Genomic DNA, 12,037 nt, shown 5'->3' with positions numbered 1-12,037 from the left:
CGACCCGGTGAACGATAGTGGACACCGCACTAGACTCGCCCGGGTGGGCAGTCGCAGGGGGACGATCGCGCTCTGGGGGGTCTTCGGCGTCGTCGCGGTGGTCTCGTCGGCACTCGTGCTCCGCCGGCCCGGCTGGGAACGCCTCTCGGATCTGCACATCTACTACGGCGCCATCCGGCACCTGCACGCCGGCCAGCCGCTCTACGAATTCGTCGCCGAGAACGGTGGGCCGTTCACGTACCCGCCCTTCGCCGCCCTGGTCCTCTCGCCGATCGGCCTGCTGCCCGAGGGCGTCCTCCAACTCTCCTGGCTGGCGCTGACCTGCGCGGCGATCGCCGCCATCGCCGTCGCGGTGGGTGGCGCCGTCACCTCGCAACGGCACCGGCGACCGCTGGTGGTCGCGGCCATCGCCTGCGCGCTGATGCTCTCCGCGCCGGCCCAGAGCAACCTGCGCTTCGGCCAGGTCAGCGTCTTCATCGTGCTGCTCGCCCTGGTCGACGGGACGGGGCTGACCCCGGCCCGGTATCGGGGCGTCCTGGTCGGGATCGCCGCGGCCGTCAAGCTGACCCCGCTGCTGTTCGTGGTCTTCTTCCTGGTCGCCCGCCGCTGGCGCGACGCCGGTCGGGCGGCCGGCGCCTTCCTGGCCTGCGGCCTGGTCGGCGCGGTCGTGCTGCCGGCGGAGAGTTGGACCTTCTGGACCGGTACCTTCCTCAACACCTCGCGGGTCGGCAACCTCGCCTCGCTCGGCAACCAGTCCCTGCACGGCATGCTGCTGCGGGTGGGCGCGGAGGGCGAGACCTTCCCGCTGCTCTGGGCCGGCCTGGTGCTGGTCGTCTGCGGTACGGCGCTGCTGCGGGCACGCCAGCTCGAACTGTCCGGCCGGTCCGCGCAGGCGGCCGTGCTGGTCGGTTGCGCCACCGTGGCGGCCTCGCCGGTCTCCTGGACCCATCACCAGATCTGGCCGGTGCTGGCCGCGATGTTCCTGGTCGGGGCGTACGGGGTGGCGCGCCGGGTGGCCGGTGTCGCGGTGCTGGGCGTGATGGTGCTGTCGCTGGGCGCGCTGCTCAGCTCGGTCTCGATGACCCCGGGACTCCAGTTCCTCTTCGAGAACTCGCGTTCCATCGCCACCATCACGCTGTGTCTGGCCGGCTTCGGCGGGGCGGCGGTCGCGGCGGTCGCCGCCGCTCGGCGTACCTCCACGGCCCGGGGTTGGCTGCGGGTGGGCACCGCCGCCCTCGCCGGGGTCGCCTTCTTCGCCGTACAGCCGCTGCCGGCGGGGGCGGACCCGACGTTCAAGGCGTACTCGATGTCCGACGTGCACAACCCGCGCTACTTCTTCGTCTGCCGCAGCGCGGCCGGGTGCGCCGCGTTCGGCGCGGGTGCGCCGATCACCTTCGGAGTCACCGCCGAGAAGACCAAGGTACGCGTCAGCGGGGTCGTCGACGCCACCGTGGCCCGGCTGGAATACCAGTCCGCGCCCGGGGGCGTCGCCCGGACGATCCCGCTGCTGGAGGTATATCCGGGGCAGCGGCTGTTCTCGTTCCGCTCGGCCAACCTCTCGCACGGCCGGTTGACCGCCTACCGCGCGGACGGCAGCCCGATCGCCGCGTACAGCGAGGAACTCGTCGCCGGGTGACGGCGCGGTACCGGCGGGTGGGGCGGTTCACCGACCCGGCAACCGGTGGCCGGGGCCCGGTCAACTCGGGATGTTAACGTGGCGCCCGGCTCACGACGGCGGCACGCAGACCAGGCAGGTCACCGCCTCGACCGGTGCCGGCCGGCCAGGCCGTGCCGGCGCCGCCGACCTCGCGCGACCGTGCGGGTCGGTCACTCCCAGTGGCGAGCGGGCGTCACCAGGCTTCACAGGAAAGGGCCTCTGGATTGTCGGCTTTCACGCGCCGTCGTCGAACCCCGACCGATGCACCGCCGGAGCCGGTGGAGGTCCCGGCCACCGACGGCCACCCGTCACCGGAACCGGACGACCACGGTACGCCCGACGCCAACCACACGTCGGAGGTCGCCGGTGGCCCGACCGACGCCGCGACCGACGCCGCCGCTCCCGCTGTAAAGCGTGGCAGGCTGCGGACCGTGGCGGCCGGCCTGACCAGCGTCCTGGCCCTGCTGCTGGTCGTCTTCGCCCTGCTCGCGCCGAACCAGCTCACCCTGCTCACCCCGGGTGCGTTCCTGCGGCTGCCGCTCGAAGCCCTGCTGGTGGTCGCGCTGGTGCTGCTCCTGCCGGGCTGGGGACGCCGGGTGGTGGCGGTACCGGTCGGGATCGCACTCGGAGTGCTGGCCATCGTGAAGGTCATCGACATGGGCTTCTTCGCGGTGCTGGCCCGGCCGTTCAACCCGGTCTTCGACTGGATCTCGTTCGAGGCCGGCACGGACTACGTCGAGGAGTCGTACGGCCGGACCGGCGCCGTCGTCGCCGTGATCGCCGCCGGCCTGCTCGCGGTCGGCCTGCTCGTCCTGATGACGCTCTCGGTGCTCCGGCTGACCCGCCTGGTGGTCCGGCACCGCCGGGCGTCGACGCACATCGTGTCGGCCCTCGGGGCCACCTGTGTCGTCGGCGCCGTGCTCGGCGTGCAGATCATTCCGGACGTGCCGGTCAGCACCCTGACCTACGACCGGGCGCTCCAGGTGCGGGCGGCCCTGCGCGACCAGGAGGTGTTCGCGGCCGAGGCCCGGGTCGACGCCTTCGGCGACACCCCCGGCGACCAGTTGCTCACCGCGTTGCGGGGCAAGGACGTGGTCCTCGCCTTCGTTGAGAGCTACGGTCGCTCGGCGGTCGAGGACCCGGCGTTCGCCCCGGAGATCGGCGCCACCCTCGACACCGGCTACACCCGACTGCGCACCGCCGGGTACGCGGCGCGCAGCGGCTGGCTCACCTCGCCGACCTACGGCGGCGGAAGCTGGCTGGCCCACGGCACGCTGCTCTCCGGTCTCTGGATCAACAACCAGCAGCGCTACACCCACCTCGTCGCCAGCGACCGGATGACCCTGAACCGGGCCTTCCAGCGGGCCGACTGGCGGACCGTCGGCGTGATGCCGGGCATCACCCAGAAATGGCCGGAGGGGACGTTCTTCGGCTACGACGAGGTGCACGCCTCGAAGGAGCTCGGATACCGTGGCCCGCAGTTCAGTTGGGCCCAGATGCCGGACCAGTACACGCTGTCAGTCTTCGAGCAGCGCGAACACGCCAAGCCGGACCACCCGCCGGTGATGGCGACGATCCCGCTGGTGTCCAGCCACGCGCCCTGGACACCGATCCCGGAACTCATCGGCTGGGACCAGCTCGGCGACGGATCGATCTTCGGGCCGATGGCCGAGGTGGGCGAGTCGTCGGACGACGTGTGGCGGGACACCGACAAGGTGCGCACCCAGTACCGCCGCGCCATCGAGTACTCGCTGAACACCGTCGTCTCCTACCTGGAGCGGTACGGCGACGACGACCTGGTCTTCGTCTACCTCGGCGACCACCAGCCGGCCCCGCTGGTGACCGGGGAGAACGCCAGTCACGACGTACCGATCACCATCGTCGCCAAGGATCCGGCCGTGCTGGACCGGATCTCCGGCTGGAACTGGCAGGAGGGACTGAAGCCCGGCCCGGACACTCCGGTCTGGCGGATGAGCGACTTCCGGGACCGGTTCCTCACCGCCTTCGGGTCGTAGCTCCGAGCCGACCCCGCTGCGCGGTGGGCCGGCCCGGCCCGGTGAACCCACCCGAAGTGTCGGGGCCCGCCGGTAGGATTTCCGGGCCCGTGCCACGGTGCTGGCCGGGCCCGGATCGATGTCCGGCCAAAGCTCTGACCAGCATTCGGAGGTTCCGCATCATGCTCGACGGCACCGGTCTGACGTTGACCACCGTCAATCTGAGCGCACCGGACCCGGCAGCGCTCGCCCGTTTCTACCAGCGCCTCCTCGGTTGGGAGATCACCGAGGAGGAGTCGGACTGGGTGCTGATGCGCGACCCGGCCGGGGGAGTCGGGCTGGCCTTCCAGACCGAGTCGCCGTACGCCCGGCCACGCTGGCCGGCCGGTCCCGGCGACCAGCAGATGATGATGCACCTGGAGATCCGGGTCGACGATCTGGAGAGCGCCGCCGCGCACGCCGTGGCGTGTGGCGCCACCCGCGCGGACTTCCAGCCGCAGCAGGATGTCCTGGTGCACCTCGACCCGGCCGGCCACCCGTTCTGCCTCTACCTCGGCTGATCCACCGCGCCGGATCGGGGAACCTCATTGGGGTGGGCACCCGTCCGGGCCGTCCCCGGCCCACCGCACCCCGATGCTCCCCGACCCATTCGGGGCCCGCCGGATCAGTCGGCGAGGCGGGCGGGGAAGCCGCCGGTGGCGACCGGCCCCCAACCGTCGATGGTGACCCGGATCAGCGACTTGTCCTGCCGGCGCATGGCCTCGCGGTACTCGTCCCAGTCCGGGTGCTCGCCGGAGATGCAGCGGAAGTACTCGACCAGCGGCTCCAGCGCCTCCGGCAGGTCGAGCACCTCGGCGGTGCCGTCGACCTGGACCCACGGCCCGTTCCAGTCGTCGGAGAGGACGCAGACGGAGACTCGGGGATCCCGGCGGGCGTTGGTCGCCTTCGCCCGCTCCGGATAGGTCGAGACGACGATCCGGCCCTCGGTGTCCACCCCGCAGGTCACCGGCGAGGACTGGGGTCGCCCGTCCGGGCGGGTCGTCATCAGGATGGCGCGGTGCCGGGGTCGGAGGAAGTCGAGCAGTTCGGCGCGGTCGACGCGGGTGTTGGTCGCGATGCTGCGGGTCATTGATCGTTTCTATCAGGCTGCGCCGGGACGGCGGGCCGGGCGGAGGGGGTCTGGGTCCACTGCGGGGCCGGCAACCGCTGTTCCGGGATTGCCGGACAGTTCAGGTGCCGGACGCGGAACGGTCGGCGTCGGTGGCGGCCTTGAGTGCGCGCAGCACGGAGAGCTCCGAATCGGTCGGCGGCTCGCCGGTACGCAGGTCGTCGGCGACCCGCAACCGCCAGCCGGTCGCCGCACGGGCCTGCTCGACCGTGGCGCCCGGATGCAGTTGGGTCAGCACCAGTTCCCGGCTGGACGGGTCGGGCCGGAGGATGCCGAGGTCCGTGATCACCACCTGCGGTCCGGCCCCGCGCAGCCCGAGTCGTTCCCGGTCACCGGAGCCGGCGCCGTAACCGAACGAGGTGACGAAGTCGACCCGCTCGACGAAGGTACGCGGACTCTGCCGCATGATGACGATGACCTCGCGGCAGGAGGCGGCGATCTCGGGTGCCCCACCGGCCCCGGGCAGCCGTACCAACGGATTGCTGTAGTCGCCGCCGATGGCGGTGGTGTTGATGTTGCCGTACCGGTCGAGCTGGGCACCGCCGAGGAATCCGACGTCGATGTTGCCCGGCTGGAGCCAGTAGTTGAAGACCTCCGGCACGCTGACCACCGCGTCGGCGGTGTCGGCCAGGATGCCGTCGCCGATCGAGAGTGGCAGCCGGTCGGGTTTGGCGCCGAGACACCCGGACTCGTAGATGAGCACGAGCCGGGGTGCGTGGGTCACCCGGGCGAGGTTGGCGGCGGTACTCGGCAGGCCGATTCCGACGAAGCACGCGGTGCCGTCCCGCAGTTGCCGGGCGGCGGCGACGGTCATCATCTCGTCGGCGGTCCACTCCGCGCTCATCGCCGCCACCTCCCGGGCCGCTCGATCCGCTCGCCCATCCCGCCGCCAGGTCCGTGCTCGCTCATCCCGCCTGCTTCGTCGGGCTCCTTCGGCCCGCCGGCCGGCCCGCGTTCGTCCGTCCCGCCACCATGTCCGCGGTCGTTCGTTCGGCCGGCTTCGCCGCGCTCGTTCATGGGTTCCTCCGGGCGTCGAGGACGTGCTGCCGCATCCAGGTGGTGAAGGTGTCCCGGTCGCGGCTGATCGCGTCCCACGCCTGGTAGAAGTTGTTGTCCCGGACCGAGTAGCCCTGTGCGTAGGACGGGTGCGAGCCACCGGGGGCGAGCGCGACCGCGCTGACCGCCCAGGTCGGCAGGACCACCTGGGTGGGCATCGGCTCCAGGGAGTCGACGATCTCCTCGACGGTGACCAGGGACCGCCTGGCGGCCAGCACCGCCTCCTTCTGCACGCCGGTGATGCCCCACATCTGCACGTTGCCGGCCCGGTCGGCGCGCTGGGCGTGCACGATCGTGACGTCGGGGTTCAACGCCGGTACGGCGGTGAGCACCTCGCCGGTGAACGGGCAGGTGATGGGCTTGATGGTGGCGGTATGCCGGGGCAGGTCGGTGCCGGTGTAGCCACGCAGCACCGCGAACGGCAGCCCGGAAGCCCCGGCCACGTACCGGTTCGCCATTCCGGCGTGGCTGTGCTCCTCGATCTCCAGCGGTGCCGGCCAGCCGTGCTCCACCGCCTCCCGAAACCGGTGCAGCGAGCCGACGCCCGGGTTGCCGCCCCAGGAGAAGACCAGCCGACGGGCACAGCCCATCCCGATGAGCTGGTCGTAGATGACGTCCGGGGTCATCCGGACCAGTTCCAGGTCGCGCCGCCGCTGCCGGACGATCTCGTGGCCGGCGGCGAACGGAATCAGGTGGGTGAATCCCTCCAGCGCCACCGTGTCACCGTCGTTGACCAACTCGGCCACACCTTCGGCCAACGAGACGATCTCAGCCATCCGTCCCCAGTCTCCTGATCGCGCGTCGTCGCCCTGCCGAGCGGTGACGGCAGACGGGCGCAGTCGTTCGTTTGGCGTACGCCTGTTCTGATATCGAACGTAGCGTGACGCATCCGGCCCCGTCAACGCCGCCCGGCGCGGCCACGGGATTTTCCGCCGCCGTCGTGGCCGTGCTGGGCCGAGCGTCCGACAGGTCCGCGCCCGCCGAGGCGGTCCGGCCGGTACGCGGACCCGCTCGGCCGGTACGCGTGGGAGAGCGCGAGCGCGCCCGCGGAGTACGGCTTCGCGGCCGGGGAGAGCGCGGTGACCGCGACGGCGCTTCGCCCGGTCGTGCACGTCGGGGCCCGGCACACCGGCGTACCGGGGCGACCCTCCCTGCCTCGTACCCGCGCCGGAAGGGTGACCCGCGCGGCGCGGTGCTGCCGTACCGGCCTCCGGACAGTTGCGATCTTCGCTGTGTCGGGAGTACCGTAGGTGAATAATTCATCGTCCGTTGAATAAGGTGATCGCGGTGGACGAGCGTACGACCTGCGTCGTCGTCGGCGGTGGACCGGCTGGAATGGTGCTCGGGCTGCTGCTGGCCCGGGCCGGCGTCGACGTGACGGTGCTGGAGAAACACGGCGACTTCCTGCGCGACTTCCGGGGCGACACGGTGCACCCGTCCACCCTGCAACTCCTCGACGAACTGGGCCTCGGCGAGCGGTTCGCCGCCCTGCCGCAGAGCCGGCTGGACGAGGTCGCCTTCCCGGTGGCGCCGGGGCGGCAGGTCGTCATCGCCGACTTCCGCCGGCTGAAGACCCGGTACCGGTACGTCGCGATGGTGCCGCAGTGGGACCTGCTCAACCTGCTCGCCGAGGCGGGCGCGGCCGAGCCCTCCTTCACGCTGCGGATGAACACCGAGGTGACCGAGCTGATCCAGCAGGACGGCCGGGTCCTGGGCGTGCGCTACCGGGGGCCGGACGGCAGGACAGCTGAGCTGCGCGCCGAGTTGACCGTCGCCTGCGACGGCCGGTGGTCGCTCGCCCGGGCACAGGCCAACCTGCCGGTCCGGGAGTTTCCGGTGGAGATCGACGCCTGGTGGTTCCGGTTGCCCCGCGACCCACACGACGACCCGGCCGGGCTCACCCCCCGGGTCGGCCCCGGCCGGTTCGCCGTGGTCATCCCCCGGGAGGGTTACCTCCAGATCGCCTACATCGCCCGGAAGGGCAGCGACGCGCGGATCCGGGCCCAGGGGGTCGAACAGTTCCGCCGCGACATCGCGGAACTGGCTCCCGGCTTCGCCGACCGGGTCGACGCGATCACCTCGATGGACGAGGTCAAGCATCTCGACGTACGGCTGAACCGGCTCGACCGCTGGCATGTGCCCGGGCTGCTCTGCCTGGGGGACGCGGCGCACGCGATGTCGCCGGTCGGCGGGGTCGGGATCAACCTCGCCGTGCAGGACGCGGTCGCCGCCGCCACGCTGCTCGCCGAGCCGCTCCGGCGCGGCACGGTGACCGAGGCCGACCTGGCCGCCGTCCGGTCCCGGCGGCTGCTACCGACCATCCTGGTGCAGCGGTTGCAGCGGTTCCTGCACCGGAATCTGGTCACCCCGATCCTGGCCGGGCGCCGGGCCGGACCACCCCGGCCGGTGCTGGCCCTGCTCCGGCGGTTCCCGGTCGTGTCCATCGGCCCGGCCTACCTGATCGGCGTCGGCGTACGCCCCGAGCACGCGCCGCCGTTCGCCCGCCGGCCGCCGGCCCCGGTCGACACCGACGGAGAGGCCGGCTGAGCACGTCCACCGCCCCGCCCACTCTGGACGGAGCAGGGCGACCCGGCCCGGATGCGGCGTCTCGGTAGCCGCCCTTCCGCTATCCGGAAGACGTACTTCCCGGCCGACCGCGTGCTCGACATGCTCGGAGGAGAAGATCCCCCGCTTCTCCAGGGAGTCGCCATGACGGCTTTCGTACGCGACCAGTGGTATGTCGCCGCATACAGCCGGGAGGTCGGGCGGGAACTGCTCGGCCGCACCATCCTCGGCGAGCCGATCGTCTTCTACCGGACCGAGGGCGGCGAGGCGGTCGGACTCGCCGACCGGTGCGTGCACCGGCGCTTCCCGCTCTCCGAGAGCCGGCTCGACGGCGACACGATCGTCTGCGGATACCACGGCTTCACCTACGACCGCGGCGGTTCCTGCGTCTTCGTCCCCGGCCAGCAGCGGATCCCGCGTACCGCCAGGGTGCCGGCCTACCCGGTGGTGGAGCAGGACTCGTTCGTCTGGGTGTGGATCGGCGACAGGGCCGTGGCGGACCCCGGGCTGATCCCCCGGGCGCCCTGGCTGGCCGACCCGGACTACACCGCGGTGTGCGGGATGGAGCCGCTGGACGCCCGGTACATGCTGCTGGTCGACAACCTGATGGACCTCTCCCACGAGACCTACCTGCACGGCGGATACATCGGCACGCCGGAGGTCGCCGAGACGCCGATCCAGACCGAGGTCGACGAGGACTCCGGGACCGTCTACGTGAGCCGGCACATGGACGACGCCGCCTGCCCGCCGTTCTACTCGAAGTCGACCGGCATCGAGGGCCGGATCACCCGCTGGCAGGACATCGAGTACCACCCGCCGTGCCTCTACCTGCTGCACAGCCGGATCGCGCCACAGGGCGGCTACCCGCCGGCCGAGGGCCCGGACGACCAGGCGTTCCACGTCGAGGTGGTGTACGCGATCACCCCGTCCACCGCGAACACCACGTACGACTTCTGGGCCGTCGCCCGGGACTTCGCCCTGGAGGACGAGGAGGTCTCCCGGTTCCTGTACTCCAGCAACCACACCGTGGTGATGCAGGACGTGACCGCGCTCAACCTCCTCGAACAGGTACTCGTCACGGAGGCGGACGGCTACCAGGAACTCAGCATCAACATCGACACCGGCGGCCTGGCGGCCCGCCGCATCCTCAAGCGGATGGCCGAGCGGAGCCGGCCGGAGGGCGCGGTGACGTCGTGACCGGGTGGAGCGGCGGTACCGCTGAGCCCAGCCGGATGCTCACCGGCCCCCGGGTGTACCGGGTCGAGTGGGTGCTCGGCACCGACCGGCTGCGCGGCTTCTGTTTCTGCGGCACCTCGCACGACGCCGAGGACCCGATCGCGCTGTGGGCCTGGCTGCTGGCGCACCCCGACAGCCACGGCGGGGACCGTCCGGTGGACCCCGAGCCGGTCGACGAACCGAACGGGATCGACGAACCGAACGGGATCGACGAACCGAACGGGATCGACGAACCGACCGGAGTCGACGAACCGACCGGGATCGACGAACCGACCGGATCGGTCCGGGACCGCCAACCCGTCCCCGCCTGAGCCGGGCCCCCACTGCCCGACCCCGACCGAATGGCCGAACCGATGCCCAGCGACACCGATCTCGGTTCCGACACCCCGGTCATCACCGCCGACGGCCCGGTCGCGACCGCTGGCGGTGAGACCGAACTCGACCTGCTGCTGACCGCCAAGACCGTGGTGGCCGACGGTGTCGTCGTACTCCGGCTGCGGCATCCCGCCGGAGCGCCGCTGCCGTCCTGGGAACCCGGCGCCCACGTCGACCTGCTGCTCCGGCCGGACCTCGTCCGGCAGTACTCGCTCTGCGGAGATCCGGCGGACCGCACCGAGCTGCGGGTCGCGGTGCTGCGGGAGAGCGGCGGTCGGGGTGGTTCGGCGTACGTGCACGACGGGTTGCCGGTAGGCGCGACCGTACGCGTCCGGGGCCCGCGCAACCACTTCGCGCTGCTGCCCGCGCAGCGGTACCTCTTCATCGCCGGCGGGATCGGGATCACCCCGATCGTTCCGATGCTGGCGGCCGCGGAGGCGTCCGGTGCCGACTGGCGGCTCGTGTACGGCGGCCGCTCCCGGGCCTCGATGGCGTTCCGCACCGAGCTGCGGGACCGGTACGGCGACCGGGTCTCGATCCGGCCGCAGGACGAGATCGGGCTGCTCGACCTGCCGGCGCTGCTCGCCGAGCCCGATCCGGAACGGCTGGTCTACTGCTGCGGCCCGGAACCCCTGCTCGGTGCGGTCGAGGCGAACTGCCGGCACTGGCCGGCCGGGACGCTCCGGGTCGAGCGCTTCGCGCCGAAGACCTTCGACGAACCGGTCCGGCGGGAGTCGTTCGAGGTGGAACTCGCCCGATCCGGCCGGACCCTGGCGGTGCCACCGGACCGGTCCATCCTGCAGGTCGTCGGGGAGGCCGGTATCCCGGTGCTCTCCTCCTGCCAGGAGGGGACCTGCGGCACCTGCGAGACACCGGTGCTCGCCGGGATCCCGGAGCACCGGGACTCGCTGCTGACCGACGAGGAGCAGGCGGCCAACGACGTCATGATGATCTGCGTGTCCCGGTCCCGTACCCCGAAACTCGTGCTCGACCTCTGACCACCCGGATCCCGGACGGCAACGGCGGGCCACGGCGGCGGCGCGGGCCCGGTGTGCCGGCCGGGGATCGTCCCGGCGGCACGCCGGTTCCCGGCCACGCGTCCGGCGAATACGCTGGCGGTAGCGGGTGTGTACGGCTTGGGGGTGGCGGTGTCGGACGGGACGCCGTCGGGGACGGGTTCGGTGACGGTACGAGCGCTGCGGCTGCTCGAGGCGTTCACGCCGGACCACCGTGAACTGACCCTCACCGAGCTGGCCGGCCGGGCCGGGCTGCCGCTCACCACCACGCATCGGCTGGTCAACGACCTCGCCGGCTGGGGTGCGCTGGAACGGGGCGCGGACGGCCGCTACCGCATCGGGCTGCGGCTGTGGGAGATCGCCTCGCTCGCACCGCGCGGCCTCGGGCTCCGTGAGGCGGCGCTGCCGTTCCTGGAGGACCTGTTCCAGGTGACCCAGGAGAACGTCCAGCTCGCCGTCCGGGAGGGCCTTGAGGTGGTGTACGTCGAGCGGATCGCCGGGCACAGCGCGGTGCCGGTGCTGACCCGGGTCGGCGGGCGGTTCGCGATGCCGCCGACCGGCGTCGGCCTGGTGCTGCTGGCCCATGCCCCGACCGACGTGCAGGAGGCGGTGCTCGACGCGCCGTTGCAGCGGTTCACCGAGCGGACCATCACCTCCGCCCGGGAGCTGCGCCGGGTGCTCGCCGAGGTCCGGCGGACCGGGATCGCGATCAGCGACCGCCAGGTGACCATGGACGCGCTGTCGATCGGCGCCCCGGTGTACGGCCCGACCGGGGAGGTGGTGGCCGCGGTCTCGGTCGTGGTCCGGGCGCCGCGCCCGCAGCGCGCCGGACTGATCCCGGTCGTCCGGGCCGCCGCCCGAGGCATCTCCCGGGCGCTGCGCGCCCCCGCGCTGCCGGCCGTCCGGCCGGGCCGCCGCGACCCTGCGGCCGGGTAGCCGGCACGTCCGCCGGGTACGCCGCCGCGGCCCT

11 protein-coding genes are annotated in these 12,037 nt (G+C 72.3%); 8 read left to right on the top strand and 3 right to left on the bottom strand.

The window, feature by feature from the left end; translation table 11 throughout:
• Window positions 1–43 precede the first annotated feature (43 nt).
• The 3 genes from AAH979_RS29880 to AAH979_RS29870 all read left to right on the top strand — a co-directional run bounded on the left by AAH979_RS29880 (window position 44) and on the right by AAH979_RS29870 (window position 4,211).
• On the top strand, window positions 44–1,636 hold the full coding sequence (locus tag AAH979_RS29880; RefSeq protein ID WP_346261464.1) for a glycosyltransferase 87 family protein: 1,593 nt from the start codon (window positions 44–46) through the stop codon (window positions 1,634–1,636).
• Window positions 1,637–1,935: 299 nt separating this feature from the next.
• Window positions 1,936–3,672: a sulfatase gene (locus AAH979_RS29875; protein WP_346261463.1), complete on the top strand. Its 1,737-nt coding sequence runs from the start codon at window positions 1,936–1,938 to the stop codon at window positions 3,670–3,672.
• 161 nt (window positions 3,673–3,833) lie between these two features.
• Complete coding sequence (locus AAH979_RS29870) at window positions 3,834–4,211, top strand: VOC family protein (RefSeq protein ID WP_346261462.1); 378 nt, start codon at window positions 3,834–3,836, stop codon at window positions 4,209–4,211.
• A 104-nt stretch (window positions 4,212–4,315) separates the two neighbouring features.
• Here AAH979_RS29870 and AAH979_RS29865 read toward each other — a convergent pair whose 3' ends face one another.
• The 3 genes from AAH979_RS29865 to AAH979_RS29855 all read right to left on the bottom strand — a co-directional run bounded on the left by AAH979_RS29865 (window position 4,316) and on the right by AAH979_RS29855 (window position 6,651).
• Window positions 4,316–4,780 carry a PPOX class F420-dependent oxidoreductase gene (locus tag AAH979_RS29865; protein WP_346261461.1) on the bottom strand — a complete coding sequence of 155 codons (465 nt, stop codon included), beginning with the start codon at window positions 4,778–4,780 and terminating at the stop codon, window positions 4,316–4,318.
• A gap of 100 nt (window positions 4,781–4,880) precedes the next feature.
• Complete coding sequence (locus AAH979_RS29860; RefSeq protein WP_346261460.1) at window positions 4,881–5,663, bottom strand: CoA-transferase subunit beta; 783 nt, start codon at window positions 5,661–5,663, stop codon at window positions 4,881–4,883.
• Window positions 5,664–5,832: 169 nt separating this feature from the next.
• Window positions 5,833–6,651 carry a CoA-transferase gene (locus AAH979_RS29855; RefSeq protein WP_346261459.1) on the bottom strand — a complete coding sequence of 273 codons (819 nt, stop codon included), beginning with the start codon at window positions 6,649–6,651 and terminating at the stop codon, window positions 5,833–5,835.
• A 511-nt stretch (window positions 6,652–7,162) separates the two neighbouring features.
• Between AAH979_RS29855 and AAH979_RS29850 the strand changes: the two genes are divergently transcribed.
• From AAH979_RS29850 to AAH979_RS29830, 5 genes are all read left to right on the top strand, one after another.
• Window positions 7,163–8,422, top strand: coding sequence for an FAD-dependent oxidoreductase (locus AAH979_RS29850; RefSeq protein ID WP_346261458.1), 1,260 nt, complete (start codon window positions 7,163–7,165; stop codon window positions 8,420–8,422).
• A 162-nt stretch (window positions 8,423–8,584) separates the two neighbouring features.
• Window positions 8,585–9,637, top strand: a complete 1,053-nt coding sequence (locus tag AAH979_RS29845; protein WP_346261457.1) for an aromatic ring-hydroxylating dioxygenase subunit alpha — start codon at window positions 8,585–8,587, stop codon at window positions 9,635–9,637.
• A complete protein-coding gene (locus AAH979_RS29840) occupies window positions 9,634–9,987 on the top strand; it encodes a hypothetical protein (protein WP_346261456.1) in 354 nt (117 codons plus the stop codon). The genes AAH979_RS29845 and AAH979_RS29840 overlap by 4 nt, the downstream gene beginning before the upstream one ends.
• A gap of 30 nt (window positions 9,988–10,017) precedes the next feature.
• Window positions 10,018–11,049, top strand: coding sequence for a PDR/VanB family oxidoreductase (locus AAH979_RS29835; RefSeq protein WP_346261455.1), 1,032 nt, complete (start codon window positions 10,018–10,020; stop codon window positions 11,047–11,049).
• Window positions 11,050–11,232: 183 nt separating this feature from the next.
• On the top strand, window positions 11,233–12,003 hold the full coding sequence (locus tag AAH979_RS29830; protein ID WP_346261454.1) for an IclR family transcriptional regulator: 771 nt from the start codon (window positions 11,233–11,235) through the stop codon (window positions 12,001–12,003).
• Window positions 12,004–12,037 lie beyond the last annotated feature (34 nt).

Origin of the sequence: Plantactinospora sp. ZYX-F-223 (assembly GCF_039649625.1) — a bacterium.
In the GTDB taxonomy this organism is placed as follows: Bacteria; Actinomycetota; Actinomycetes; order Mycobacteriales; family Micromonosporaceae; genus Plantactinospora.
This window is presented reverse-complemented; position numbering and strand designations above follow the sequence as displayed.

Excerpts from the sequence above, each read along its gene's own strand:
- AAH979_RS29870 (WP_346261462.1), top strand. The coding sequence starts at position 3,834 with ATGCTCGACGGCACCGGTCTGACGTTGACCACCGTCAATCTGAGCGCA.
- AAH979_RS29865 (WP_346261461.1), bottom strand. The coding sequence starts at position 4,780 with ATGACCCGCAGCATCGCGACCAACACCCGCGTCGACCGCGCCGAACTG.
- AAH979_RS29860 (WP_346261460.1), bottom strand. The coding sequence starts at position 5,663 with ATGAGCGCGGAGTGGACCGCCGACGAGATGATGACCGTCGCCGCCGCC.
- AAH979_RS29855 (WP_346261459.1), bottom strand. The coding sequence starts at position 6,651 with ATGGCTGAGATCGTCTCGTTGGCCGAAGGTGTGGCCGAGTTGGTCAAC.
- AAH979_RS29845 (WP_346261457.1), top strand. The coding sequence starts at position 8,585 with ATGACGGCTTTCGTACGCGACCAGTGGTATGTCGCCGCATACAGCCGG.
- AAH979_RS29835 (WP_346261455.1), top strand. The coding sequence starts at position 10,018 with ATGGCCGAACCGATGCCCAGCGACACCGATCTCGGTTCCGACACCCCG.